The organism is Bradyrhizobium sp. STM 3809 (genome assembly GCF_000239795.1).
Classification (GTDB): Bacteria; Pseudomonadota; Alphaproteobacteria; order Rhizobiales; family Xanthobacteraceae; genus Bradyrhizobium.
In genome coordinates, this window is record NZ_CAFJ01000802.1 from 1 (window position 1) to 25,686 (window position 25,686).

The 25,686-nt window shown below is 65.2% G+C and carries 27 protein-coding genes; 19 read left to right on the top strand and 8 right to left on the bottom strand.

The features are described 5' to 3' along the window. Positions 1 to 140 precede the first annotated feature (140 nt). The 10 genes from BRAS3809_RS33950 to BRAS3809_RS33995 all read left to right on the top strand — a co-directional run bounded on the left by BRAS3809_RS33950 (position 141) and on the right by BRAS3809_RS33995 (position 8,222). Complete coding sequence (locus BRAS3809_RS33950; protein WP_008966539.1) at positions 141 to 869, top strand: nitrogen fixation protein NifQ; 729 nt, start codon at positions 141 to 143, stop codon at positions 867 to 869. Positions 870 to 886: 17 nt separating this feature from the next. Next, complete coding sequence (irrA, locus tag BRAS3809_RS33955; protein ID WP_008966540.1) at positions 887 to 1,381, top strand: iron response transcriptional regulator IrrA; 495 nt, start codon at positions 887 to 889, stop codon at positions 1,379 to 1,381. Between the two features lie 295 nt (positions 1,382 to 1,676). Continuing rightward, positions 1,677 to 2,816: a homocitrate synthase gene (gene nifV / locus BRAS3809_RS33960; RefSeq protein WP_008966541.1), complete on the top strand. Its 1,140-nt coding sequence runs from the start codon at positions 1,677 to 1,679 to the stop codon at positions 2,814 to 2,816. A 2-nt stretch (positions 2,817 to 2,818) separates the two neighbouring features. Then, positions 2,819 to 3,610, top strand: a complete 792-nt coding sequence (gene cysE / locus BRAS3809_RS33965; RefSeq protein WP_008966542.1) for a serine O-acetyltransferase — start codon at positions 2,819 to 2,821, stop codon at positions 3,608 to 3,610. Then, positions 3,607 to 3,945, top strand: coding sequence for a nitrogenase stabilizing/protective protein NifW (gene nifW / locus BRAS3809_RS33970; protein ID WP_008966543.1), 339 nt, complete (start codon positions 3,607 to 3,609; stop codon positions 3,943 to 3,945). Before cysE ends, nifW begins: the two co-directional genes overlap by 4 nt. Before the next feature lie 257 nt (positions 3,946 to 4,202). Continuing rightward, a complete protein-coding gene (locus BRAS3809_RS33975; protein WP_008966544.1) occupies positions 4,203 to 5,048 on the top strand; it encodes an electron transfer flavoprotein subunit beta/FixA family protein in 846 nt (281 codons plus the stop codon). A 43-nt stretch (positions 5,049 to 5,091) separates the two neighbouring features. Next, positions 5,092 to 6,198, top strand: a complete 1,107-nt coding sequence (locus BRAS3809_RS33980; protein ID WP_008966545.1) for an electron transfer flavoprotein subunit alpha/FixB family protein — start codon at positions 5,092 to 5,094, stop codon at positions 6,196 to 6,198. A gap of 21 nt (positions 6,199 to 6,219) precedes the next feature. Continuing rightward, positions 6,220 to 7,527: an FAD-dependent oxidoreductase gene (locus tag BRAS3809_RS33985; RefSeq protein WP_008966546.1), complete on the top strand. Its 1,308-nt coding sequence runs from the start codon at positions 6,220 to 6,222 to the stop codon at positions 7,525 to 7,527. 41 nt (positions 7,528 to 7,568) lie between these two features. After that, positions 7,569 to 7,865 (top strand): ferredoxin family protein, encoded by a 297-nt coding sequence (locus tag BRAS3809_RS33990; RefSeq protein ID WP_008966547.1) that lies wholly within the window; start codon positions 7,569 to 7,571, stop codon positions 7,863 to 7,865. Positions 7,866 to 8,015: 150 nt separating this feature from the next. Beyond that, on the top strand, positions 8,016 to 8,222 hold the full coding sequence (locus tag BRAS3809_RS33995; protein WP_008966548.1) for a TOBE domain-containing protein: 207 nt from the start codon (positions 8,016 to 8,018) through the stop codon (positions 8,220 to 8,222). 30 nt (positions 8,223 to 8,252) lie between these two features. On the opposite strand, the gene BRAS3809_RS34000 is transcribed toward BRAS3809_RS33995, so the two are convergent. Continuing rightward, positions 8,253 to 8,816, bottom strand: a complete 564-nt coding sequence (locus tag BRAS3809_RS34000) for a DUF2478 domain-containing protein (protein WP_008966549.1) — start codon at positions 8,814 to 8,816, stop codon at positions 8,253 to 8,255. 121 nt (positions 8,817 to 8,937) lie between these two features. Here BRAS3809_RS34000 and modD point away from each other — a divergent pair, with 121 nt between their 5' ends. Continuing rightward, positions 8,938 to 9,807: a ModD protein gene (gene modD / locus BRAS3809_RS34005; protein WP_502685690.1), complete on the top strand. Its 870-nt coding sequence runs from the start codon at positions 8,938 to 8,940 to the stop codon at positions 9,805 to 9,807. 13 nt (positions 9,808 to 9,820) lie between these two features. Here the strand turns inward: modD and BRAS3809_RS34010 are convergent, their stop codons facing one another. The 4 genes from BRAS3809_RS34010 to BRAS3809_RS34025 all read right to left on the bottom strand — a co-directional run bounded on the left by BRAS3809_RS34010 (position 9,821) and on the right by BRAS3809_RS34025 (position 14,795). Then, a complete protein-coding gene (locus tag BRAS3809_RS34010) occupies positions 9,821 to 12,178 on the bottom strand; it encodes an ABC transporter substrate-binding protein (RefSeq protein ID WP_008966551.1) in 2,358 nt (785 codons plus the stop codon). A gap of 101 nt (positions 12,179 to 12,279) precedes the next feature. Further along, complete coding sequence (locus BRAS3809_RS34015; RefSeq protein WP_008966552.1) at positions 12,280 to 13,191, bottom strand: SEL1-like repeat protein; 912 nt, start codon at positions 13,189 to 13,191, stop codon at positions 12,280 to 12,282. A gap of 501 nt (positions 13,192 to 13,692) precedes the next feature. Next, positions 13,693 to 14,238: an alkylhydroperoxidase, AhpD family gene (gene ahpD, locus BRAS3809_RS34020; protein WP_008966554.1), complete on the bottom strand. Its 546-nt coding sequence runs from the start codon at positions 14,236 to 14,238 to the stop codon at positions 13,693 to 13,695. A 2-nt stretch (positions 14,239 to 14,240) separates the two neighbouring features. Continuing rightward, positions 14,241 to 14,795 carry a peroxiredoxin gene (locus BRAS3809_RS34025; protein WP_008966555.1) on the bottom strand — a complete coding sequence of 185 codons (555 nt, stop codon included), beginning with the start codon at positions 14,793 to 14,795 and terminating at the stop codon, positions 14,241 to 14,243. 568 nt (positions 14,796 to 15,363) lie between these two features. Between BRAS3809_RS34025 and BRAS3809_RS34030 the strand changes: the two genes are divergently transcribed. The 6 genes from BRAS3809_RS34030 (at position 15,364) to BRAS3809_RS34055 (ending at position 21,073) form a co-directional block, all read left to right on the top strand. Beyond that, positions 15,364 to 16,410, top strand: coding sequence for an ABC transporter substrate-binding protein (locus BRAS3809_RS34030; protein ID WP_008966556.1), 1,047 nt, complete (start codon positions 15,364 to 15,366; stop codon positions 16,408 to 16,410). Between the two features lie 17 nt (positions 16,411 to 16,427). Further along, complete coding sequence (locus BRAS3809_RS34035; protein WP_008966557.1) at positions 16,428 to 17,231, top strand: ABC transporter ATP-binding protein; 804 nt, start codon at positions 16,428 to 16,430, stop codon at positions 17,229 to 17,231. After that, on the top strand, positions 17,228 to 18,082 hold the full coding sequence (locus BRAS3809_RS34040; RefSeq protein WP_008966558.1) for an ABC transporter permease: 855 nt from the start codon (positions 17,228 to 17,230) through the stop codon (positions 18,080 to 18,082). The genes BRAS3809_RS34035 and BRAS3809_RS34040 overlap by 4 nt, the downstream gene beginning before the upstream one ends. 51 nt (positions 18,083 to 18,133) lie before the next feature. Next, on the top strand, positions 18,134 to 19,057 hold the full coding sequence (locus BRAS3809_RS34045; protein ID WP_008966559.1) for an acetamidase/formamidase family protein: 924 nt from the start codon (positions 18,134 to 18,136) through the stop codon (positions 19,055 to 19,057). 29 nt (positions 19,058 to 19,086) lie between these two features. After that, on the top strand, positions 19,087 to 19,842 hold the full coding sequence (locus BRAS3809_RS34050) for an SDR family NAD(P)-dependent oxidoreductase (RefSeq protein ID WP_008966560.1): 756 nt from the start codon (positions 19,087 to 19,089) through the stop codon (positions 19,840 to 19,842). Between the two features lie 118 nt (positions 19,843 to 19,960). Then, positions 19,961 to 21,073, top strand: a complete 1,113-nt coding sequence (locus tag BRAS3809_RS34055; RefSeq protein ID WP_008966561.1) for a mechanosensitive ion channel family protein — start codon at positions 19,961 to 19,963, stop codon at positions 21,071 to 21,073. 1 nt (position 21,074) lies between these two features. On the opposite strand, the gene BRAS3809_RS34060 is transcribed toward BRAS3809_RS34055, so the two are convergent. Genes BRAS3809_RS34060 through BRAS3809_RS34070 form a run of 3 tightly spaced genes read right to left on the bottom strand, consistent with a single transcriptional unit; the run spans position 21,075 to position 23,628 of the window. Then, on the bottom strand, positions 21,075 to 21,776 hold the full coding sequence (locus BRAS3809_RS34060) for a DUF1045 domain-containing protein (RefSeq protein WP_008966562.1): 702 nt from the start codon (positions 21,774 to 21,776) through the stop codon (positions 21,075 to 21,077). 5 nt (positions 21,777 to 21,781) lie between these two features. Next, positions 21,782 to 22,969, bottom strand: coding sequence for an alpha-D-ribose 1-methylphosphonate 5-triphosphate diphosphatase (locus BRAS3809_RS34065; RefSeq protein ID WP_008966563.1), 1,188 nt, complete (start codon positions 22,967 to 22,969; stop codon positions 21,782 to 21,784). Continuing rightward, positions 22,966 to 23,628, bottom strand: coding sequence for an LbetaH domain-containing protein (locus tag BRAS3809_RS34070; protein ID WP_008966564.1), 663 nt, complete (start codon positions 23,626 to 23,628; stop codon positions 22,966 to 22,968). The genes BRAS3809_RS34065 and BRAS3809_RS34070 overlap by 4 nt, the downstream gene beginning before the upstream one ends. A gap of 197 nt (positions 23,629 to 23,825) precedes the next feature. Here BRAS3809_RS34070 and phnC point away from each other — a divergent pair, with 197 nt between their 5' ends. Both phnC and phnD read left to right on the top strand, forming a co-directional pair. Beyond that, entirely contained in the window at positions 23,826 to 24,632 is an 807-nt protein-coding gene (gene phnC / locus BRAS3809_RS34075) for a phosphonate ABC transporter ATP-binding protein (RefSeq protein WP_008966565.1), read from the top strand. A gap of 75 nt (positions 24,633 to 24,707) precedes the next feature. Then, on the top strand, positions 24,708 to 25,640 hold the full coding sequence (gene phnD / locus BRAS3809_RS34080) for a phosphonate ABC transporter substrate-binding protein (RefSeq protein WP_008966566.1): 933 nt from the start codon (positions 24,708 to 24,710) through the stop codon (positions 25,638 to 25,640). The last annotated feature ends 46 nt before the right edge of the window (positions 25,641 to 25,686 follow it).

Below are 25,686 nucleotides of genomic sequence, written 5' to 3' on the forward strand. Positions count from 1 at the left end.
CCGTGGACGAGAGCCAGATCGGAAAGACTGCCGCCGAACTCGCCGCAACGGCTTAAGCAGTCTTGGTACCGGCCTTCCTTCCGTCGGAAGGCCGGTATCTCTTCGCAAGTCGCCACCAGCCCTCAGTTGGAGCTCGCGCCATGACCATCGCCATTGTCGATACGTCGCACGCCGCCGCGGTCCATCTGCGAGCCTCGGGCACACCCTTTGAGGACGACAAGGGGCATCATGGCCGCGCGATTTATCGCCTGCTGACAGGCTGCGATCCGGCTGACGCCGTGATCGACAACGATACCAGCTTCGACCGCCACGTCATCGCATCGATTCTGGCGGTTTCGGCGATGGAGCATGGCGCGCTGGCCGAGCGCGCCGGCCTTTCGACCGTCGAGCTGATTGCGCTGCTGGCGCAGATGTTTCCGGCTGCCTCGATCGATTCGTCCTGGCTGCCGATCAATGGCCTCGCGCCGGCGCCCGATGACGACGAGATCGCGATGGTGCGCGATCTGCTCGCCGCGCAACGCTCGACCGAGGGCGACGTCAGCCGCTGGCTCGCGGCGATGGTCGCACGGCGCGCGATGGAACCGAACCATCTGTGGGAAGACCTTGGTCTGCGCGAGCGCTCCGAACTGTCACGGCTCTTGATGCGCCATTTCGCGCCGCTGGCTAGCCGCAACACGAGAAACATGCGCTGGAAGCGCTTCTTCTATCGCATGCTGTGCGAGGACGACGGCTTCGTGATGTGCACGACGCCGGTCTGCACCCAGTGCAACGATTTCCAGCTCTGCTTCGGCGAGGAGAGCGGTGAGAGCCGGATGGCGGAGCGGCGACGCGAGGTGGCGCTGCAGGAGGCGGCCAGCGCCGCCATGTGAGGTCGAGGACTGCGACGATGTTGATGGACCCCCAGCTTGGATCCCCCTGCAACTCCGACCACGGACGCTGTCCTGAAGCGGAGACCTGCGAGGCTGGCGAGGCCCTCATGCGCCGCTGCGAGGACGCGCTGCGGCTGGCCGGCTTGCGACCGACCCAGCAGCGCCAGCAGCTCAGCCGCATCCTGTTCGGCAATGGCAACCGTCACATCACCGCCGACGTGCTCTATGCCGAGGCGGTCGCGACCGGCATGAAGATCTCGCAGGCCACCATCTACAACACCCTTAATCAGTTCGTGGAGCTCGGCCTGTTGCGCCAGATCGGCGTCGACGGCTCCCGCTCGTTCTTCGATACCAACACCACCGTGCATCCGCACTTCTTCTATGAGGACGAGGGCGAGCTCGTCGACGTGCCGGATGTGGTCGCGTTCGATCACTTGCCCGAGCCATTGCCGGGCTACGCCATGGAGCGGATCGACGTCGTCATTCACCTGCGCCGCACGCGCCAGGGCTGACATCGCAGGATCCCTATCGTCGCCGCGTCCGATTTCCGACCCTGTTACGAATCCGACAATCCTCGCCGTTCGTAAAAGTCACGCATATTCAGTGGATTAGGGCGGTGCTCGGCCCTGGCATGGCCGTTGCTGAGTGACTGACAGGCCGCAATGAGCGTCGCGCTCTGGCGGTCGACACAGGTTGCGACGGAGCAAGTGAATGCCTGACGTCTTCGGATCGCGCGGGCCCAAGACCATCATCAGGAATGCACGGGATGCCGGCTCCGCTCTCGGGAGCCCTCCCTCCGGAAGCCCGATGCCCCGGGTCATCCTGAACGACACCACGCTCCGCGACGGCGAGCAGGCGCCGGGTGTCGCGTTTGCTCTCGGAGAGAAGGTTGCGATCGCCCGCGCGCTGGCGCGTGCCGGCGTGCCGGAGATCGAGGCGGGCACACCGGCGATGGGCGCCGACGAGATCGCTGCGATCCGCGCGATCGTCGAGGCCGGTCTGCCGGCGACCATCATCGGCTGGTGCCGGATGCGCGAGGCGGATGTCGATGCCGCCATCGCCGCTGGAGTCTCGATGGTGAATGTCTCCATCCCGACATCCGACGTGCAAATCGCCGCCAAGCTCGGCGGCAGCCGCAGCGTCGCGCTGGAGCTGCTCAAGCGCGTGGTCGGCTACGCACGGAGCCGGGGATTGGACGTTGCCGTCGGCGGCGAGGATTCGTCCCGTGCGGATGTCGGCTTCCTGGCCGAGGTGATCGCAACCGCGAGGGCGCTCGGTGCGCGCCGCTTCCGTGTCGCCGATACGCTGAGCGTGCTCGATCCCGACGCGACGTCGGCCCTGGTCGGGGCCTTGCGCGCGACCACGGACCTGGAGATCGAATTTCACGGCCATGATGATCTCGGCCTCGCCACCGCCAACACGTTGGCTGCGGTCAAGGCCGGCGCGACGCACGCATCTGTCACCGTGATCGGCCTCGGTGAACGCGCCGGCAACGCGCCGCTGGAGGAGGTCGCCGTCGCGCTGCGGCAGCTCTACCGCCGCGAGACCGGCATCGTGCTCGCCGAGCTCGATCATGTCGCCAATGTCGTCGCGGCCGCTGCTGCGCGCGCCATCCCGCTCAACAAGGCGATCGTCGGCGAGCATGTCTTCACCCACGAGTCCGGGATCCACGTCGACGGCCTGCTGAAGGACCAGCGCACCTACCAGGCGCTCGACCCCATGCTGTTCGGCCGCTCCAACCGGATCGTGATCGGCAAGCACTCGGGCCTGTCCGCGATCACGTCGCTGCTGTCGGATCTGCGCCTGCCGGCGAGCGCCGACCAGGCGCAACGCATTCTGGCGCGGGTACGCAAGCATGCGGTCGCCCACAAGGGGCCCGTGCCGAAGGAAGCCGTCGCCGCCATCTGGCGCGAAGTCTGTGATCACCCGCACGCGAGCTTTGCCTGATCATGACCGATGTCGTGGACCACCCGATTGCCAAGCCCGTCACCATCGAGGCGAGCCCGCCCTCGCTGTTCCGCCTGATCCGCGAGGACATCGGCTGCGTTCGCTCGCGCGATCCGGCAGCGCGGAGCGAGATCGAGACCCTGCTGACCTATCCCGGCATCCATGCGCTGATCTGGCATCGCCTCGCCCACCGCTTCTGGATCAGCGGCTGGCGCTTTCCGGCGCGGCTGCTGTCATGGCTCGGCCGCTTCCTGTCCAATGTCGACATTCATCCGGGCGCGCAGATCGGTCGGCGCTTCTTCATCGACCATGGGGCCTGCGTGGTGATCGGCGAGACTGCCGAGGTTGGCGACGATGTCACGCTCTATCACGGCGTCACGCTGGGCGGCACGTCCTGGTCGCCGGGCAAGCGGCATCCGACCTTGGAGAACGGCGTCGTCGTCGGCGCCGGCGCCAAGATCCTCGGGCCGATCACGATCGGGCCGCGCACGCGTGTGGGCGCCAACTCCGTCGTGATCCAGAGCACGCCGCCAGATGTCACCGTGGTCGGGATCCCTGCGAAAGTGGTGCGGCCGGAGTTCACGCATCGCCGCACCGTCGGTCGCATCGATCTCGATCATCACCTCATGCCTGATCCGGTCGGCGAGGCGCTGTCGGTGATGCTCGACCGCATCGAGTTCCTCGAAGCGCAGCTCGCGCATGTCCGGCAGAAGGTTCGCCAGGGACCGCCGCCGCCAGCGCCGATCAATGGCTGCGAGGTTGATCCGACTTTGACTCAAGGAGCGAAGCAATGAGTGCGGCAACACCGAATGTGCTCGAACAACTGAAGCAGACGTCCGCGGCGGAGGAGTTCTTCAAGCTGCTGGGCGTCGACTACGATCCCAAGGTACTGAACGTCTGCCGTCTGCACATCCTCAGGCGGATGGGGCAGTATCTGGTCAGCGAGGATTTTTCCGGCGTCTCCAACGAGGAGATCGCAACGCGGTGCAAATCATTCCTGGCGCAGGCCTATCAGGACTTCGTCGTCTCGACGCCGCTCGATCAGCGTGTCTTCAAAGTGCTCAAGGAAGCCGTCGCGCCGCCGAAGCCGGCACCCAAGCCGTTCGTGTCGCTGACGACGCTCAAGTAGCGGACGAACTCATCATGACATGCGCACGCGCCGCCGGTCCTGCCGGCGGCGTTGTTGTTCGTGAGCAAACTGAGTCAATTGACGTCCTGTCGCATTCCCGACGCGTGTTGCTTGCGACGTGTCGGACCTCTGCAGGACATCTCAGCAGAATTTCAAGTGCCTCGGTCAAGGCGTTGAAACGGCGATGAAATTGGCCGCGATCTAAACTGGTACGACAATTGCTGTCCTCATCGCAGGCCCTACACCGGAGAGATCGCATGCATATCGTCGTCTGCATCAAGCAGGTCCCGGACTCCGCGCAGATCCGCGTCCATCCGGTCACCAACACCATCATGCGCCAGGGCGTGCCGACCATCATCAATCCCTACGACCTGTTCGCGCTCGAAGCGGCGCTGCAGCTGCGGGACAAGTTCGGCGGCGAGGTCACGGTGCTGACCATGGGGCCGCCATCCGCCGAAGACTCGTTGCGCCGCGCGCTGACCTATGGGGCGGACCGTGCCGTGCTGTTGACCGACCGCTTCTTCGCCGGCGCCGACACGCTGGCGACGACCTATGCGCTGGCGACCGCCATCCGCAAGATCAGCGAGACCTTCGGCGCGCCGGACATCGTGTTCACCGGCAAGCAGACCATCGACGGGGACACCGCCCAGGTGGGTCCCGGGATCGCCAAGCGTCTCGGCCTGCTGCAGCTGACCTATGTGGCCAGGATCAACGAGGTCGATCCGGCCGCGCGCACCATCGAGGCCGAGCGCCGCTCGGAAGGGGGTGTGCAGGTGCTCAAGACCAGGCTGCCCTGCCTGGTCACGATGCTGGAGGCGACGAACGAGATCCGCCGCGGCGGCATGGCTGACGCGCTGCGCGCGGCGCGCGCGCAGATCGTGACCTGGAGCGCCAAGGATGCCGGCGTCGAGGACATCTCGAAATGCGGCCTGAAAGGCTCGCCGACCATCGTCAAGCGCGTGTTCGCACCGTCGGCGCGCGCCGAGAAAGCGGTCTTCGTCGATTTCAGCAATAAGCCGCCGGCGGAGGCGCTGATCGAGGAACTGTTCAAGCGGCAGCCGAAGCTCGAGGCCGAGTTGATTTCCTCGGCGCACGGCTTCTGACTTTCGCATCCGACATCGGTTTCAGGCACACGGGACGACGACCATGAGCGAACCCACCAAAGCAACGCCCGCCGCAGCCGGTCGCGCCGCGACCAAGAAGGAGCTGCCGGAGCACTTCAAGGCCTACAAGCACGTCTGGGTGTTCATCGAGCAGGAGCGCGGTCAGGTTCACCCCGTGTCCTGGGAGCTGATGGGCGCCGGCCGCAAGCTCGCCGACAAGCTGAAGGTCGACCTTGCGGCGGTGGTGATCGGACCACCCGGCGAAGCCGTCCAGCATGCCGCGGCCGAATCGTTCTGTTACGGCGCCGATCTCGCCTACATCGTCGCCGACGCGGTCCTCATGGACTATCGCAACGAGGCTTACACCAAGGCGCTGACCGACACCGTCAACACCTTCAAGCCGGAGATCCTGCTGCTCGGCGCCACCACGCTCGGCCGCGACCTCGCCGGCTCGGTGGCGACCACCTTGCTGACGGGTCTCACCGCCGACTGCACCGAGCTCGACGTCGACGCCGACGGATCGCTGGCGGCGACGCGCCCGACCTTCGGCGGCTCGCTGCTCTGCACGATCTACACGCTGAACTACCGGCCGCAGATGGCCACCGTGCGTCCCCGCGTGATGCCGATGCCCGACCGCGTCGAGAAGCCGGCGACCCGGATCATCGAGCACAAGCTCGGCCTGGTCGAGGAAGACATCGTCACCAAGATCCTGTCCTTCATTCCGGATCGCGACTCCGCCAAGTCCAATCTCGCCTATGCCGACATCGTCGTCGCCGGCGGTCTTGGCCTCGGCTCGCCCGAGAACTTCCAACTCGTCAAGGGGCTGGCTGCGGTGCTCGGCGCCGAGTTCGGCTGCTCCAGGCCGCTGGTGCAGAAGGGTTGGGTCACCTCCGATCGCCAGATCGGCCAGACCGGCAAGACGATCCGTCCGAAGCTGTATATCGCCGCAGGCATTTCCGGCGCGATCCAGCATCGCGTCGGCGTCGAGGGCGCCGATCTGATCGTCGCCATCAACACCGACAAGAACGCGCCGATCTTCGACTTCGCACATGTCGGCATCGTCACGGATGCGATCCGGCTGCTGCCGGCGCTGACCGAGGCGTTCCGCGCACGCCTGTCGCCGCATTCGCGCGACCGCATCGCAAGCTAGGCAACCCAGAGGAGCAGGGCAATGATCGAGGAACGTTTCGACGCGATCGTCGTGGGCGCCGGCATGGCCGGCAATGCGGCTGCGCTGACCATGGCCCAGCGCGGCATGAAAGTGCTGCAGCTCGAGCGCGGCGAGTATTCCGGCTCGAAGAACGTGCAGGGCGCGATCCTCTATGCCGACATGCTGGAGAAGCTGATTCCGGATTTCCGCGAGGAAGCTCCGCTGGAGCGGCATCTCGTCGAGCAGCGCTTCTGGATGCTCGACGACAAGTCGCATGTCGGACTGCACTACAAGTCGGATGATTTCAACGAAGAGAAGCCGAACCGCTACACCATCATCCGTGCGCAGTTCGACAAATGGTTCTCCTCCAAGGTCAAGGAAGCCGGCGCGACCGTGCTGTGCGAGACCACGGTGACGGAACTGGCGCAGGATGCCTATGGCAAGGTGATCGGCGTCAAGACCGACCGCCGTGACGGTGAGATCCATGCCGATGTGGTCGTTTTGGCGGAAGGCGTCAACGGCCTGCTCGGCACCCGCGCGGGCCTCCGTGAGCGGCCGAAGCCGGAGAATGTCGCGCTCGCAGTCAAGGAGATGCATTTCCTGCCGCGCGAGACGATCGAGGCGCGCTTCAACCTCAAGGGCGACGAGGGCGCGGTCATCGAGGCCGCCGGCACGATCTCCCGCGGCATGACCGGCATGGGCTTCATCTACTCCAACAAGGAGTGCATCTCGCTCGGCATCGGCTGCCTCGTCTCCGACTTCCAGAAGACCGGCGAGACGCCCTATGGCCTGCTGGAGCGCTTCAAGCAGCATCCGTCGGTCGCGCCGCTGATCGAAGGCTCCGAGGTCAAGGAGTATTCGGCACATCTGATCCCGGAGGGCGGCTACAACGCGATCCCGCAGCTCTGCGGCGACGGCTGGGTCGTGGTCGGCGATGCCGCCCAGCTCAACAACGCAATCCATCGCGAAGGCTCGAACCTCGCCATGACTTCCGGCCGCATCGCAGCCGAAGCGATCTTCCAGGTGAAGTCGCGCCGCGATCCCATGACCAAGGAGAACCTCGCGCTCTACAAGAAGATGCTGGAGGAGTCCTTTGTCATCAAGGACCTGAAGAAGTACAAGGACATGCCGGCACTGCTGCATAACCAGTCGCAGAACTTCTTCCTGACCTATCCGCAGCTCGTCTCCAAGGCGATGCAGAACTTCGTGCGCGTCGACGGCACGCCGAAGAAGGAGAAGGAAAGCAGCATGCTGCGCTCATTCGTCAGCGCGAGGTCGTGGACCGGCCTGTTCGGCGATGCCTTCAAGTTTGCCCGGGCGTGGCGCTAATCGGTGACTGAACCAACAGACGAGGCCAAGGGAGATCGGACATGAGCACGGAAGTCGCAGTGCGCGTCGAAGACAAGCTGTTCTACAATCGCTACCAGGTCGATCCCGGCCGGGCCCACATCAAGGTCCGTCCGCACACCACGCCGAGCCCGCAGCTGAAGGCGCTTCTCAAGGCCTGCCCGGCGCGTTGCTACGAGTTGAACGACTCGGGCCAGGTCGAGATCACGGTCGATGGCTGCATCGAATGCGGCACCTGCCGCGTCATCGGCGAGGCCAGTGGCGACATCGAGTGGAGCTATCCTCGCGGCGGTTATGGCGTGCTGTTCAAGTTCGGCTGAACGCCGCGGCGGATGGGGCGGCGCATGCCATGCGGCGCTCCGACCTCCGTCGCAACCTATATCGTCATTGATATAGCTCATTGAACATGGACGCCCGCTCTGCTTTCATCGGTCCACAGCAGCGGTGCTGATGAGGATAAGGAGAGACACGTGAAGCTGAGCGCACGGAATGTCCTGCCGGGAACGGTGATCTCGGTCTCCAAGGGGGCGACGACGGCCCATGTCAAGGTGGAGCTCGCTCCGGGGCTGACGGTTTTCTCGGCAATCACCAATGAAGCGGTGGAGGAGCTCGCGCTCGTCGTCGGCGATCGCGTCTCGGCCGTGATCAAGTCGTCGGACGTGATGATCGGCAAATAGCCGTCGATGAGAGCGGCGAGGGAGCGTGGCTCAGTCGGCGCGCGCCCAGCGCGGGCTCAGTGTCAGCCACCATGCGTCCATGGCCGAGCGCGACGGCGGCAGCAAAGTGCCGAAGTCGCCGGTGAAGTCGCGCCAATCCGCAATGCATTTCTGCGGCACCGCCGTCAGAACGGGAATGCCGGATGTGATCGCGTCGGCCAGTTCGCCCCGCAATCCGCTTCCCGACGCCTCCTGCTTGGAGAATTTGTTGATGACGATGAGGTCGGCATGGGCCGCGATGGCGCGATGAACGGCCATGCCGGCTTCGGCAAGACCGGCTGCATCGAGCTTGCAGGCCGTGGATCCGCTGCCGAGGTCCTGGCAGATCGAGATCGTGTCGCCATTGCTGAGATCGATCACATCCATGCCGCTCTTGCGGCCGATCTCATCCCTCGTATTGCGCTGGACGATGCCGCCGACGCGCACGCCGCGCCGCTGGAGGACCTGGACGAAATCGTCCAGCAGTGTGTCGGCATCGTCGCCCGGCCCATAGAGAACCGCGGCCAGGCGTGGCGGGTTGAGCTCTGCCGGCTCGGACTGCTGGTGCGGCGTCATGGGAGGACCTCAGGCTATCGGTGCCGTCGGGCTCGGCCGTCCGGACCGGGCGGGACCGGCGATCGGGAGCGCGCAGGGCGCCGTCGTTATATCGGGATTATGTGCTCCGGACAAAGAGGAGATGTCGCACGTGCCGGCCACCGCTTCCTACCATGATCTGGACGCGCTGCTGCGCGACGATGTCCCGTATGGCGATCTGACCACGGAGGCGCTCGGGATCGGCGCGATGCCGGGCGAGATGCTGTTCTCGGCCCGGGACCGGATGGTGCTGGCGCTGGCGGAGGAGGCCGCCGCGCTGATCGAGCTTGCCGGTTGCCGCGTCGAGCGTCTGGCCTACAGCGGTGCGATGCTGGAGAAGGGCGCACCGATCCTGAGGGCGAGCGGGGCTGCGGCCGGTCTGTTACGCAGCTGGAAAGTGGCGCAGACGCTGGTCGAGATCTGGTCCGGCGTCGCCACCGAGGCCGCGGCCATCGTCGCGGCAGCGCGCGCGGTGAGGCCCGGCATTGCGGTGGCATGCACGCGCAAGAACGTCCCCGGCACGAAGCCGTTTGCAGTCGCCGCAGTGAAGGCGGGCGGAGCCGTCATGCATCGGCTCGGCCTGTCCGAGACGATTCTCGTCTTTCCCGAGCACCGCGCGTTCTTCGGTGAGACGCCGCTGGCCGACATCGCCGAGCGGTTGCGCCGTACCGCCCCAGAGAAACGGCTGGTCATCGAGGTGACGAGCGTCGAGCATGCGGTGGCGGCAGCGGCGGCCGGCTTCGACGTCATCCAGGCGGAGAAGTTCACCCCTGCCGACATCGCCGCGCTGGTTGAGCGGATGACGGCGCTGGCCACCATGCCGCTGCGGCCGATCGTTGCGGCCGCCGGCGGCGTCAATGCGCTGAACGCGGCTGCCTATGCCGCAGCCGGGGCCGACGTGCTCGTCACCTCCGCGCCCTATCTTGCGCGTCCCTGCGACGTGCAGGTCAGGATCGTCCGGGCGGCGGCCTGACGCCGCGGATCGATCATTGCGGCGGCCGAGCCGCCGGCCGCTTCTGCCGGTTGGCGCGCCATTCGAGGAATTCGCGGAACAGCCTCGCGTCGGGCGGCGCGCCCGGCTGCGGCTCGCTGACCTGGGCATTGGCGCCCATCACCTGGGCCGCCGGCATGTTGCGGTCGAGCCAGTCCTGCGCCGTCTTGAACCGCGTCCAGCCGGCAACCGGCGCCAGCGGTGCGACTTCCAGCCATTTCGGATGAAACGGCGGGCGCTGCAGCGCCTGAAGGTTGTTGAACAGCGCTTCGACCAGCAGCGACAGCCGGCGATGCCGATCGCTGCCGGGCTGCCAATTGTAGGAGGCCAGCAGGGCTTCGGCTGCGATCGTACTCACCGGCGCGCCTGCGCTGACGAGGTTCGGGTAGTCCTCGGCCGACAGTTGCGCCGGCAGATAGTCGTCGCGCAACGCCTTGTCGTACTCGACGGGTACGAGGTGCAGGTTCGGATCATTGATCTGGCTGAGCCATTGCAGCGGCTTGCCCTCGACCGCGATGATCGCGTCGATGTCGCCCCGGCGCAGCATGTCCACCGCCAGCCGCGGTTCGATGTAGAGCAGATGCGGCCTGATCCCGAGCCGCTCGAAAACGTTGATCGAGGTGACGAAGGTTCCGCCGTCGGGCAGGTCGACGGCGATGGTCTTGCCGTCGAGCTCGCTGAGGCTGGTGATCGATCTCGGCGCCACCACGTGCATCTCCTCGTTGAACAGCTTGGCGACGTAGGCCAGCTGCTCGCGCACATTGTTGGCGAAGTCCTTGCGTTCGAGGAAGGCGAGCGTGTCATTGCGGATGATGCCGGCGTCGACGCCGCGCAGCAGCAGGATGTCGGCGACCGACTGCACCGAGCCGCGGCCGATCACCGGCAGGACGCGCAGCTCCGCGCCCTTGTCCAGGACCGAGGCGAGGTCGGCGCCCATGTTGGCGTAGGTGCTGCCGAACGATCCGGTCATCAGCGTCACGGTGTTGGCGTTCAGCTGGTTGGCCAGATCCTTCTTGGCCGTGCCGTAGCGAAAGATCGTCTTGAAGGAATCGCTGATCGTTCCGGGATCGATGCCGCTGCGCACCGGCCCGAAACGCTGCCATTTGCCGCCGATGAACTGCATCATCTGCATCTGCTCGAGAGGTGCGTGATCGTGGACGCTGGTGTTGATCGTAATGCCCGGCAGCAGCATCGACGTGCGAAGCCCCTTCAGCGAGGAGGCCTGCTTCATGATGTTCTCGCGCGACAGGTCGTCACCGCACTTCTTCAGGACGGCGACCATGGTTTCGGCGACGATGTAGCCGTAGATCGCCAGCCCGTTGCTGCGGGACACCTGGGGCAGATAGCGGTCCATGAACGAGGCCCATTCGCGGTGAGCCATATCGTCGGTGGTTGCCGCGTCGTCCTCGTCGGTGAAGTAGTTGGCCGACAGGATGCCCTCCGAGTTCTGCGCGCCGGCAGCCAGCATCACCGCAGACGCGGAATCCGACACCGAGGTGATGAGGTGATCCGGACGCCAGCCGATCTCGGCGACACGTCGGATCGCCATGACCGCAAATTTGGGAGTCGTCACGTCGAGCAGGATGTCGGCCCCCGAGGCCTTCAGCGTTGCGATCTGCTGGTTGACGTTGGCATCGGTGACCTTGTAGCCGGCTTCGGCCACCACCGGGATCTTGCCGCCGAGACCGTCTTTCAGGCCCTTGATGTAATCCTTGCCGAAATCATCGTCCTGATAGAGAATCGCGATCTTGCCCCTGGTATGCGTCTCGAGCAGGTATTGCGCGAAGATGTGCGCTTCGGTCTGGTAGCTCGGCTGAAATCCCATGGTCCAGGGAAAGTCGTGCGGCTGGTCCCATTGCGAGGAGCCGGAGGCGACGAACAGCTGCGGCACCTTGTTGGCGTTCAGATACGGGCGGGCGGCGAGGCTCGTCGCGGTGCCGAGACTGGCAAACATCAGGAGGACGTTGTCCTCCTCGACGAGCTTGCGCGTCATCTCGACCGTCCTCTGCGGATTGTAGCCGTCGTCATAGGAGATGAAGTTGATGCGCCGGCCGTTGATCCCGCCCTCGGCGTTGATCTTGTTGAAATACGCAGCAATCGTCTTGCCGATGACGCCGTAGGCGAGGGCGGGGCCGCTATAGGGCATGGTGTTGCCGATGCGGATGTCGTTGCCGGCTGCTTCGGCTGCGCGAGGCTGAGCGACGTGCAATGCGAGAATGAGGGCGAGGACGAGGCCTGTGGCGGCCTTTCCGATCCTCGCGATGCGACTGACCGGGTGAACAGGCCGCGGCAAGCCACGGCTTCGTTCCGTGGCCAGATCGGCGCGAATCACAGCGTCGATGCCCTGCATCATCAATCCTCCCGTTGGTGGTATGGCTTATGCGCGCAGGCCAACGCGGCCGCCCTTGTTGCCGGGCGGTCCGGATCGCGTTCGAGCGCTCCGAGTTGAAGCCGTCAGCGTGACGCGGAGACGCGTCGGTTGGCTTCCGGCGATCCTTGCTCCGCAGCTCTGAGATACCAGGCGCGCGCCTTGGCGGCGTCAGGGACGGCGCCGAGGAGACGCGACTTCGTCAGCTCGTTCGGATCATAAGTGCGCGCCAGCAGAAGCGAGGCGTCGGCGATGCCGGCGTCCGACAGCCGCGTCAGGATCAGGCGCGCGCTCGCCACGTCGCCGGCGCCGAGGAGCTCGCGTCCGCGCTTCATCAGCGAATCGACCTCCTCGCGCGGCAGCGGCACGGTCGGGCGGGGCGGGGCGACGGCTGCAGCGGCAGGCGCCGCTGGCGGTGCGGCAACCATCGGCGCCGGCGATTGCGGAGCCGACGGCCAGCTGCGGCTCGTCATGTCGGTCGCGCTGGGCGCCGCCAGCGAAGCCACTGTCTGTGGCAGCTCCTCCTGGGCGACCTTGGCTTCGGCAGGATCGATCTGGGCGAGACTCTCCAGCACGGTCGAGGGCATGATCGACCGATTGCCCGTCGGGGCGGCTCCGCCGGTGTCGAAGGAGACCGTGTTCACGACGATCATGGCGACCGAAGCGGCGATGCCGACCGCTGCACCGACCTTGATGAGGACGCCCAGCCGGGACATCTTGTCGGTGTCGTCCGGCGGAAGCGGCATCACCACGGGATCCAGCTTCGCACTCCAGGCGCGCCGGACCTCCTCGTCTTCGAAATCGATCGCGAGCGGCCGCGCCGGCAATGAGTTCTGCCGTGCAACGAGATGGTGGGGCAGCGGGCTGTCATCGGCGACAGACTGGTACAGCGCCGGACCGGCATCGGGCTGGCGCCGGCGCGGCGCATATCGACGAAGCTCTTCGCTGGCCCAAGGCGGCGCCGGCTTGTCCGGATCGTTCTGAACTGGAGCACTCATCACTAGCCTCCTGTCTCCGGCGGTCCGATCGTCGGAGAGAGCTTCAGGGCGTCAGGCACGCGCAGTCCGTCGGATGATCGCATGTTGCGAGCCCGGGGGAAATGAATCCACGCTTGCGTCGCTACAGACAGGTCCGGTTTCCTTCCGACACACGCGCCACTGTTTTCGCGCGCCCTGGTCACAATGGATGTTGCTTGGCCGTTAAGCTGATCAATGTTCTTGGCGGGAAGCGTGAGTTGGTAAGGCTATTTGATGGAAATTTCCCGGCTGGCGTGACGGGCGAATGCTCGCTGTGCGCGAAGCTGCCAGACGCTGCCAGGGCGGAGAGGAGGATGCGCGGAGTACCAGAATGCCGCCGGGGTGCAACTTCACCACGCAATCAGCGGCTTAGGCTGACAATCGATCGCGGTGCCGCCGCCGAAGTTGCAACTATGAGGGGAGTTGGCGAAAGGCAAATGCGGCCGGACAGGGCCGGCCGCATTCACATATCCGGTCGTTTTTCTACTCGGCTGCCAGCGCGACGGTCACACCGGCGGCCTCGATCGCCACGGCGACCGACTGAATGATGGCGGCGAAGCGGACCGCCGTCTGGATCGAGGCGGCGGGGACGCCTGCGTCCTGCAGAACCTTTTCGTGCGCGTCGATGCAGGTGCCGCAGCCGTTGATGGCCGATACCGCGAGCGACCACAGCTCGAAATCCGCCTTGTCGACGCCGGGATTGGCGATCACGTTCATCCGCAACCGGGCCGGCATCGTCGCGTACTCCTTGTTCGCGGCAAGGTGCACAAAGCGGTAGTAGACATTATTCATCGCCATGATCGCAGCGGCCGACTTTGCCGCCGCCAACCCCGCCGGCGACAGATGCGGCGCGGCGACCGACTCCAGCGCCGCGGCCACGGTCGGATTGCGCGTGGCAATCGCGCAGGCGACGAACAGACCGTATTTGGCCTGCGGCGACAGCGTCTCGTCAGACGCCATCGACGACAGGTTCAGCCGGACGTCCTTGGCGAAGTCCGGAATCTGGTCCTTCAACTGCTCGATCGACATGATCAGGCGACCTTCAGGGTCTCGCCGCCGACCTCGCGGTTGCACGGGCAGAGTTCGTCCGTCTGCAGCGCGTCAAGGACGCGAAGCGTGTCCTTCGGCGCACGGCCGACATTGAGGTTGGTCGCATAGACATGCTGGATCGTGTTGTCCGGATCGACGATGAACGTGTAGCGATAGGCCACACCATCGGGCGAGCGCACGCCGAGGCCATCCACCAGGGAGCCCTTGGTGTCGGCGAACTGCCAGATCGGCAGCTTGTGCAGATCCTTGTGGTCGCGGCGCCAGGCCAGCTTGCAGAACTCGTTGTCGGTCGAGCCGCCGAGCACGACGGCATCACGGTCGGCGAATTCCTTGGACAGGCGCGCGAACTCGGCGATCTCGGTCGGGCAGACGAAGGTGAAATCCTTCGGGTAGAAGAAGATGATCTTCCACTTCCCAGGGAAGCTGGTCTCGGTCAGGGTCTCGAAGGCGCTTTCACCCTTCTCCTCCTGCAGGTGAAAACCGGGCTTCACGCCGACGATTTCGAACGAAGGCAGCTGACTTCCAATTCCAAGCATGTCGCACTCCAAGAAATTTCTGCGCTGCAATAGCGAGGCTTATTGTGCATTGCAAGCGATATGCCATTAGCTATCAACATCAATGCGTTGTCGTAAAGCCGACAGTCACGACGGGTATGTTGCGATTGCGAATGAAGACGATGTTGGAGACGTGACGAGACGCATCCGAGGGAGAGCGGACGGCGTCAGATTCGTGACAGCAGCGCGGGCGCCTGCGGAGCGTGCGCCGATGGCGCGCTCCACTCTTGAGTTGATACGCGCGATGCAAACGGCCGAAGCTGGATTGCACATTCAGCGATGGCGCAGCTGCAATTTCTTTGTGCGGCCTTAGTGGCAAAATTGACATTATCGCCGGTGTTGCGATGCACGTTTGACCACAGCGTCCGCAGAAGCGGCAGACAAACGACAAGCGCTCGGCAGAGCGAGGGCGTCGCATCCAGATGCGCAATTCGCCGCGCGCGGTTTTGTCAGCTTTTCAGCAGATCGCGTCTGTTATTTCGCCTTGATGCATGGCAGCCTGATCATACTCTGCCCGCGAAGTTTCAACGTCTGGGAGGAGTTCTGCACCATGAGCGAACGTGTCTCGGCCCATTCCGCGAGTGCAATTTCATCGGTCGATCGCCGTCGTTTCCTCACGACCTCCGCCGCGCTCGCGGCGGGGCTGGCCGCACCGACATTGATCGGAACCCGCAAGGCGGTAGCCGCCGGTCTCAAGACGGTCCGCTTCAGCGAGGCCGTGCACAATCTCGGCTACATCAATCTCTACGTCGGCATGCATGCCGGCATCTTCAAGAAGAACGGCCTGGACATGCAGGTGAGCGCCGCGGGCGGCGACACCCAGACCTTCGCCGCCGTGCTAGGCGGCTCGGCCGATTTTGCGATCGGCGACGCCACGATGGCGCAGATCTCGCGCGAGAACGGCGGCCCCGGCGTCGTGGTCGGCACCGTCGTGCAGCGCGCGCATTATTTCGGCGTGTCCAAGACGCTCGAGCCGATCACCGATCCCAAAGGCTTCAAGGGCCTCAAGATCGTGACGTCGCCGGAGCCCAACACCAACTACAGCGTCGCCAAGCGGCTGTTGGAGAAGGCGGGCATGAAAGTCGGCGTCGATGCGACCATCGTTCCGGTCAATCCCGGCACTGAAATCGCCGCCATGCTGGCCGGGCAGGCCGACATCGCCATCGCGTATCAGCCGAGTGTCGCAGCCGCCGAAGCACAGGGCGCCAAGGTGGTGTTCGACTTCTCCAACTACATCGGTCCGTTCTGCAACACCGGCATCATGGTGCTGCCGACCACGATCCAGAAGGATCCGGAGATGGTGCAGGCGCTGGTGACCTCGTTCGAGGAGGCTTCGCGCAAGACCTATGCCGACCCGGCGTTCTCGAAGGAGGTCGCCCGCAAGGAGTTCCCCGATTTGCCTGGCGAGGTCGTCGACAAGGCGATCGACGCCGAGCTGAAATATCTCATTCCCGCGCAGTCGGTGATCACCAAGACGGACCAGTGGGCGAACCTGATGGAGATGCAGGTCTATCTCGGCAACGCCAAGGGCTCGGTGCCGTTCGATCAGATCATCGACAATTCGTTTGCTGAGAAGGCGATCGCCAGTCTCAAATGACTGAAGTCGGCGGCATGATGCAGTTCGGGCCGGGCGCCACAACGGCGCCCGTGCCCCCGCTCGTCGTCGAGCACGTGGCCAAGAGCTACGAGCTCGACGGCGGCCGCACCGTGCCGGTCATCGGCGATCTCAGCCTGACCTTGGGAGAAGGCGAGATCGTCAGCATCGTCGGCCCGTCCGGCTGCGGCAAGACCACGCTTCTCAACACGCTGTGCGGATTGCTCGCGCCCGATGCCGGCCGCATCCGCTGGCACGGCCGCGAGGTGGCAGGCCAGCCGCAGAACGTCGGCTACATGCTGCAGAAGGATCTGCTGCTGCCGTGGCGGACCGCGCTCGGCAACACGATGCTCGGCCTGGAGATCCGCGGCGTGCCGGCGGCGCAGGCCGAGGACCGCTGCCGCGCCATGCTCGACCAGCTCGGGCTGCACGGTTTTGCCGATCATTATCCCTCCACCTTGTCCGGCGGCATGCGCCAGCGCGTGGCGTTGGCCCGCACGCTGGTCAACGAGCCCGATGTGCTGCTGCTCGACGAGCCGTTCGCCGCGCTCGACTTCCAGAGCAAGCTGCTGATCGAGAACGACACGGTCGATCTGGTGCGGAAAGGTCGGCGCTCGCTGCTCCTGATCACCCATGATCTCGAGGAGGCGGTGTCGCTGGCCGACCGGGTGATCGTGCTGTCGAAGCGGCCGACGCAGATCAAGGCGGTCTATGACATTGCGCTGGGCGCCGATCGCCGCGACGTGATTTCGGTCCGTCAGGCGCCGGGCTTCAGCGACTACGTCCGCAGCATCTGGGCCGATCTCGACGTGGTGCTGCAATGACGGCCGAGATCGACACCACGGCGACGCCGTCCGCCGCCAAGGGTCCCATCGATCGCGCGGCGGGGATGGGGCGGCGCTGGCTGCGCCTGCGCGGCACGCTCGGGGTGCTCGTGACCCAGCTCGTCGTGCTCGCGGCCTTCCTCGCGTTCTGGGAGTACGCAACGGGCCAGAACAAGGCGGCGGCCTTCATGTTCGGCTCGCCCTCGGCGATCTCGAAGTTCCTGTCGCAGATGGCCTATGACGGCAGCCTGTGGCGCGACACCTATGTGACCGGCCTCGAGACGCTGCTCGGCTTCTTCGTCGGCAACTGCATCGGAACGCTGATCGGGCTGTCGCTGTGGTATTCGCGCTTCGTCTCGCGGGTGGTCGAGCCGTTCGTGATCGCGCTCGGCTCGATCCCGATCATCGCATTGGCCCCGATCATCATCATCTGGTTCGGCACCGGGCTGATCTCCAAGGTCGCGATGTCGACCCTGTCGGTCGTGATCGTCGCGCTGGTGACCTCGTACAAGGGCGCGACCGGCGTCGATCCCGACCAGATCAATCTGCTGCGGACGCTCGGCGCTTCAAAGTTTCAGATCTTCCGCAAGCTCGTGGTGCCGGCCTCGCTGACCGACATCTTCGCCGGTCTGAAGCTGACCGTGGGATTTGCACTGATCGGCGCCATCGTCGGCGAGTTCATGTCGTCGTCCGAGGGGCTGGGCCACGCCATCTTCAAGGCCGGCTCGCTCTACATCATTCCGAAGGTCTTCGCCGCGCTGGTCGCAACGATCGCGCTGGCGCTGATCCTGACCTTCGCAGTCGGCAAGATCGAGCAGCTGTTGATGCCGTGGCGCCGGCAGCTACGCTGAGATCCATCATCATTCATCAGAAACGGCAGCCAAGCGGGAGTGATCGTGATCATGTCAAAGCGCATCGCCAAGGCCGGCAACATCAAATACGCGCTCTCGGGAGACGAGGCGTTCATCGCCACCGTCGAGCCCGGCGAAATCTTCGTCGTCGAGTGCGCCATCAACGTCAATGACGGCACCATCCGCGCGCTCGGCCAGCAGCTGGTCGAAAGCGACGTGACGCTGCCCTACGTCAACGGCGCGACGGGTCCGATCGAGGTGCGCGGCGCCAAGGCCGGCGACATGCTGCGGCTCGACATTCTCGACATGGAGCTGGACCGCCTCGGCTTCACCGCGCTGTGGCCGGGCATCGGCATGTTTCCCGACTGGGTCCGCCGCAAGGAGTTCGGCATCCAGACCCGCGTCGTCGCCGTCGAGAATGGGCACGTGCTGTGGAACGAGCATCTGAAGCTGCCGGTGCGGCCGATGATTGGCGTCGCCGGCGTCGCGCCGGTGCATGGCGCCGTGCTGACCGTCGACAACGGTCCGCATGGCGGCAATCTCGATGTGCAGGAGATCACGTCGGGTAATTCGGTGTTCTTCCGCGTCAACAAGGACGGCGCGCATCTCTTCCTCGGCGACTGCCATGCGATCCAGGGTGATGGCGAGGCCAACGGCATGGGCGCGATCGAGATCGCGGCGAACCTCACCGTCAAGGTCTCGCTCGGCAAGGCACCGGCGCGCCTGAACCATCCGCGGATCGAGACGCCGACGCATATCTGCACGCTCGGCTGTGCGCGCCCCCTGGAGGACGCGATGCGGATCGCGTTCGAGGAGATGATCAACTGGCTGGAGGACGATTGGAAGATCCCGGCGCCCGAAGCCTACATGCTGCTCGGCCAGGTCGCGGAAGCGCGCTGCACCCAGGTGGTCAATCCGAAATACACCTACATCTGCAAGGTCAACAAGGCCCTGCTCGCCGGCTATCACGGCTGACACAGCACACGAAAGACGAGGAGACGATTATGGATCTGGGATTGACCGGAAAGAGCGTGCTGGTCACCGGCGGCAGCAAGGGCATTGGGCTCGCGATCGCCGAATTGTTCGCCGCCGAAGGCGCCAACGTCGCGATCTGCGCGCGTGATGCCGAGGCGGTCAGCAAGGTGGTGGCGAAGCTCGCGGCCAAGGGCGTGAAGGCGTGGGGGCAGGGCATCGACGTCGCCGATCCGGTGGCGCTGAAGGGGTGGGTCGACGGCGCGGCAAAGGAGCTCGGCGGCGTCGATTGCGTGGTCTGCAACGTCAGTGCGCTCGCTGTCGGCGACACGCCCGAGACCTGGGAGAAATCCTTCCGCACCGACATGATGCACACGGTGAACGCGATTGCGGCGGCCGTTCCCTATCTCGAGAAATCCAAATCGGCGTCGATCAGCATCATTTCCAGCGTGTCCGGCTTCGAGGTCGACTTCGCCGCCGGATCCTATGGCGCGATCAAGGGCGCCTTGATCCACTATGCCAAGGGACTGGCGCATCAGCTGGTGGGCAAGGGCATCCGCGTCAACGCGGTGTCGCCAGGGAACACCTATTTCGAAGGCGGCATCTGGCAGAATATCGAGAACGGATCGCCGGATCTGTTCAAGATGGCGATGGGCCTCAACCCGACGGGACGCATGGGAACCGCCGAGGAGGTCGCCTATGGCGTGGTGATGCTCGCAAGCCCGCTCGCCAGCCGCATCTCGGGAACCAACCTGATCATCGACGGAGCCTTGACGAAGGCGGTCTAGTCGTTGCACGCAAGCTAGGAAGCCATGCAGCACGAGAATGCTGCGCTGCGGCTCCCGTCCGACTCTCCCGGCGGCCTCACGAGTTGAGAGCGCTTGAGGCCGCAAGGGAGAACAAGGCATGCAGGCGCTCGTGCAGCAGCTGTCCGCGCTGGTTCCCGACTGGATGGTCGGGCCGGCTTTGATCATCGGCGCCATCCTCGGCGCGCTGCTCGTCTATAAGCTGCTCCGTGCGCTGGTGAAGCGGGCGATCGGGCCGCGCCAATCCATCCTGCTGCCGATCCTGCAACGGACGGCTGGCCCCGCGCGGCTGGCCCTCTGCCTGATCGCGGTGGCCCTGGTGTTGCCGCTGGCGCCGCTGAGCGAGGGCTGGCGGCGCGCGCTGGCGCATCTGTTCGTGGTGGCGACCATCGCCCTGGTCGGCTGGATCACCATCCGCATCGTCGACATGGTGTCGGCCCGCTACCTGCAGCGCTTTCGCGACGACATCACGGAGAATTTCCTCGCCCGCAAGCACGTCACCCAGGTTCGCGTCTTCAAGCGCGTGATCGACACGCTGATCATCATCGTCGCCGTCTCGGCGGCGCTGATGACCTTCGACTCCGTCCGGCAATATGGCGTCAGCCTGTTCGCATCGGCCGGTGCTGCCGGTCTGATCGTCGGTCTCGCCGCGCGGCCATTGCTCAGCAACCTGATCGCCGGCGTGCAGATCGCCGTCACCCAGCCGATCCGGATCGAGGATGCCGTCATCATCGAGAACGAATGGGGCTGGGTCGAGGACATCGCCTCGACCTATGTCGTGATCCGGCTGTGGGACTGGCGCCGCATGGTGGTGCCGCTGTCCTACTTCATCGAGCGCCCGTTCCAGAACTGGACCCGCGATGCGGCGTCGCTGATCGGCTCGGTGGTGCTGCATGTCGACTACGCGGCCGACGTGCCCCGCATCCGCAAGCGGCTGGAGGAGGTGGCCAAGGAATCCAAGATCTGGGATGGGGCCGTGGTCAATCTGCAAGTCGTCGACACCAATGCGCGCACCATGGAGCTGCGCGCTCTGGTGAGCGCGCGCAACGCACCGCAGGCATGGGATCTGCGCTGCGAGGTGCGCGAGAAGCTGATCGCCTTCCTGCAGCGGGACATGCGCGAGGCCCTGCCGCGCGACCGTGCCGACATCTCGCCGCCGCTGTCGGTGTTCAATCCGCAATCCCCGCCGCATTTCGCGGCGGCGTCGAACTGATCTAGCGCGCAGCGATCGGCCAGCTGCCAATGATGCTGAAGCGGCTGGTCGAGCCCGTCTGCCGGAACAGCGCGATGCGATCGACGGCGAGCGTGGCGAGATCGAGCGCGGCAAAACGGTCCTTGAGCATCGCGAGGATCGGCGTCCGCCGCTCGTCGGACAGCCGGCACGTCAGCGTCATGTGGAAGCGGAAATCTTCCATGACATAGGGATAGCCCCAGCGGTCGAGATGCTCGCGCTGGCGCGGCGTCAGCAGCTCCGGCTTGCGCCGGGCGCGGTCCTCCGCGCTCATCGGCGCCCGAAACGCCTCGAATGCCTCGACGCAGTCGGCGGCGAGTTGTTGCAGCGCCGGTGTTGCTTCGCGAGGGATCACCGCGATGAAGCCGCTGATCGCATCGACGACAGGACGGATGATCGGTATGGTCCTGGACCTCGCCGCAAAATCCACGCATGCGGCGGTCAGCTCGGCTTCGGTCCGTGCATCGTGCAGCGGAAACGGCGCCTTCAGGGTGGCATGGAAGCCGTACTTCCGCGCGTCGGCCGTCAGCTCCGCCCAATCCGGCACCGCGTCGAGGACCGCGCTGGGAAAATCCCTTTCGGCCCCGGTTGAGGCATCATAGCCGAGCAGATCGGCACCGAAGGCGGCAAGCGCCGTCTCGGCTGCGGGCGCGTAGTAGATGGCGTAGCGTGGGAAGCCGCCCATCACGATCACTCCGCCGCAGCCGCGCGCGGCGCGGTCCTGGTGCCGAGACGGTCCGACTCGGTGAGGCAGACGAGGCGGCCAGCGGCGATCACGGCGACGATCCGTGGACGCAGCGGCAGGCTGTCGTCGACCAGGATGATGTCGGCACGATGCCCGGGTGCGAGCGCGCCGCGGTCGGACAGGCCGGCGGCCTGTGCGGGGCCGGCCGAGATCAAGCTCCAGGCGCGGGCCAGCGGCAGAATGCCGTCGGCTGCGAGGCGATAGGCGGCCAGCAGCGGAGCGGGATAATAATAGTCGGACGCCAGCACCGAGCACAGGCCCTTGGCGATCATGTCGCTCGCCTTGGTCCAACCGGTATGGCTGCCGCCGCGCACCACATTGGGAGCGCCGAACACGATCGCGTCGCCACCAGCCGCGGCCTCGCGCGCGGTCTCCTCGTTGACCGGAAACTCGGCGATCGAGACGCCCTGTGCGCGAAACGCACGGCGCATCTCCGGACTTTCGTCGTCGTGCGACAGCATGCGGATGCCGGCCTGCCGCGCGGTCTCGGCCAGCCGGGCGATCGACGAAGGCACCGCATCGCCGCGGGACACGATGCGGGCGACGAGGCGATCGAACTCGTCGCCGGACAGCCCGGTGCGATCGACCATGCGCTGGCGCTTGTGCGGCTTGTCGAGGCTTGCGACCGTCGAATCCATGTGGTCGTTGAAGGCGAACAGATCGATACGCCGCGCGGCGAGCAGCTGACGGATTTCGTCCTCGTCGTCGAGATTGTAGGTCTCGTGGCGCAGATGGAAGCGGGTGTCGGCGGCCAGCCGGGGGCGCAAGCCTTCGATCGCCTCCAGCAGCTGGCGCGCGTTGCCGGCGCTGCGCAGGCCGGGCTCCCATGACCATGTGGTGGCATGGAACACGGTGGTGATGCCATTGCTGACGGCCTGGCGGTCGCTGTCGACGAGCGCGATGTCGATCGGGAAATCGACGCCGGCGCGCGGCATCATCTGCCGCTCGAACGCGTCGCCATGGATGTCGACGATCCCGGGCAGTACCGTGAGGCCGGATGCATCGAGAGACAGCGCGGCGACTGCCGCCGTGGCATCGAGCTGGTCGATGACGCCGTCGACAACGGTCAGGGAGGTGTCAACGAGGTCCGAGCCGATCAGGCAGCGGCCGGAGGAGATGGAGATGTCGATCATTGCGCGGCACTCTGCCGCACTTGGCGTCCGTCGTCGAGTGCCGCTTCGTACTTGTTCAGGAAGGTACCGATCTCGAGCTGCCGGAAGTCGGGCAGGGCTGCGCGGAGCGCGTCATGGCTCCAATCCCACCACGCGAGGAGCATGAGCCGCTGCTCGATCTCGATCGGAAAGCGGCGCTTGACGATGCGGGCGGGATTGCCGGCGACGATGGTGTAGGCCGGCACGTCCTTGGTGACGATGGCCCCTGCGGCGACCACCGCCCCGGTGCCGATGGTGCGTCCCGGCAGCACGATGGCGCCGTGGCCGATCCACACGTCATGACCGATGTCCACGTGATGCTGCCTGCGCCACGCGAAGAACTCGGCATCGTCGGCTTCGCCGGGGAAATAGGCGCTCGCCCGATAGGTGAAGTGAGCCTGGGTCGCGCGATGCATCGGGTGATTGCCCGGATTGATCCGGGTCATGGCCGCGATCGAGCAGAACTTGCCGATCGTCGTGTAGGTGATCTGCGCATCATTGACGACGTAGGAGTAGTCGCCCATCGTCACCTCGTGGAGGATGGTGCGCGCACCGACTTCGGTGTAGGCGCCGAGGTGCACCTCATGGAGCTTGGCACTGGGATCGACGGTGGGATCGATCGAAAGCGATTTTCCGGCCATATCTTTCCCTATTCTCTTCTTTCTCTATTCTCTTGCAACGACAGAAACCTGTAGGCGGCCCATCGTGACGTTTGCGTGACATCTGCATGACGGCACGGCCGCCGGTGTGGATGAGGAGGCAGGCGTCAGCGGGCTGTCACATAACTGTTGAAACCAGACGCTAGCGGTAGGGCAAAGCGAGGCGTCTGGAGAAGTCCATGCTGGTGGTCAATGGTCTGACGTGCCGTTTCGGCGCGAAAGCCGCGGTCGACAATGCGTCCTTTTCGGTGGCGCCCGGCAGCTTTGTCGGCGTCATCGGACGGTCGGGAGCCGGAAAGTCGACCCTGCTGCGCTCCATCAACCGGCTCAGTCCGATCAGCTCGGGGCAAGTTCGCTTCGGGGATCTCGATGTCACCGCGCTGCGCGGCCGCGAGTTGCGAAAGTGGCGCGCCCGCTCGGCGATGATCTTCCAACAGTTCAATCTGGTCGGCCGGCTCGACGTTCTCACCAACGTGCTGATGGGCCGGTTGGCGGACGTGCCGTCCTGGCGCTCGCTCGCGCAGCTCTGGCCTGCGGAGGATGTCGCGATGGCGCTGTCCGCGCTCGAGCAGTTCGACATGGCGTCGCTGGCCGCGCAACGGGCCGACCAGCTGTCCGGCGGACAGCAGCAGCGTGTCGCGATCGCCCGCGCCCTCGTGCAGAACCCCGAGATCATCCTCGCCGACGAGCCGATCGCCTCGCTCGATCCGCGCAATACCAAGATCGTGATGGATGCGCTGCTGCGCATCAATAAGCATTTTGGCATCACGGTGATCTGCAATCTGCATTCGCTTGATCTGGCGCGCAGCTATTGCGATCGCCTGATCGGCATGGCCCAAGGGCGGGTCGTGTTCGACGATCTGCCGGCGGCGCTGACCGCCCAGATCGCGCGCGAGCTTTATGATCTTGAGGCCGACGAAGTCATGGACATGCATCCGGCACCGGCCCCGCCGGTCCCTGCCATCGGCGAAGCCGCCGTGGCCTGACACCGGGTTTCTGCCGTCTCGGCCCTCGCATCGCGGGCGCGAGACTTGTTACTTACTGCAACAAGAGGGAATGTTATGATCAATCGTCGCATCGTTCTGGCGGGCGTCGCTGCGCTGGCTTTCACGGCACAGGCGTCGGCCGAGGATTGGAAGACGAAGGTTCCTGAACTGACCTTCGCTGTGGTCCCGGCGGAGAATGCCTCGGGCGTGACCGAGCGCTGGACGCCGTTCGTCAACTACCTGTCTAAGGAACTGGGCGTGAAGGTCACGCTCCGCATCGCCAACGACTACGCCGCGGTCATCGAAGGCCAGCGCGCCGGCAACATCCACATCGCGAGCTACGGCTCGGCCTCGTTCGCCCGCGCCCGGCTGACCGGCGTCAAGACCGAAGCCTTCGCCAACGACATCAACTCCGACGGCAGCACCGGCTATTACTCGGTGTTCTTCGTCAAGGCCAGCAGCCCCTACAAGAAGGTCGAGGATCTCAAGGGCAAGAATCTCGGCCTGGTCGATCCGAACTCGACCTCCGGCAACAACGTGCCGCGCTTCGAGCTGAACAAGATGGGGATCACCGACGCGGAAGCCTATTTCGGCAAGGTGGTGTTCACCGGCAGCCATGAAAACGCGGTTCTCGCGCTGAGCCAGGGCACCGTCGACGTTGCCGCCAACCAGTGGACCAGCGATAACGACTCGACGCTGGCGCAGATGCTGACCAAGGGCATGCTGAAGAACGCCGACGGCTCGCCGATGAAGAAGGATGACTTCCGCATCATCCACAAGTCGGCGCCGATCATCAACGGCCCCTATGCCTACAACGCCGATCTGCCCGAGGACGCCAAGCAGGCAATCGCCAAGGCCTTCTTCGACGCGCCGACCAAGGACAAGGCGGCGTTTGACCGTCTCTCCGATGGCCAGAAGAAGGGCTTCCATCCGGCCACGACCAAGGACTGGGACGGCACGATCGACCTGATCAAGTTCGTCGACAGCCTGCGCAAGAAGGCGTCCTGATCGACGTCCTATCGAAGCAAGAGTCGGGTCGGGCATGACCCGGCTC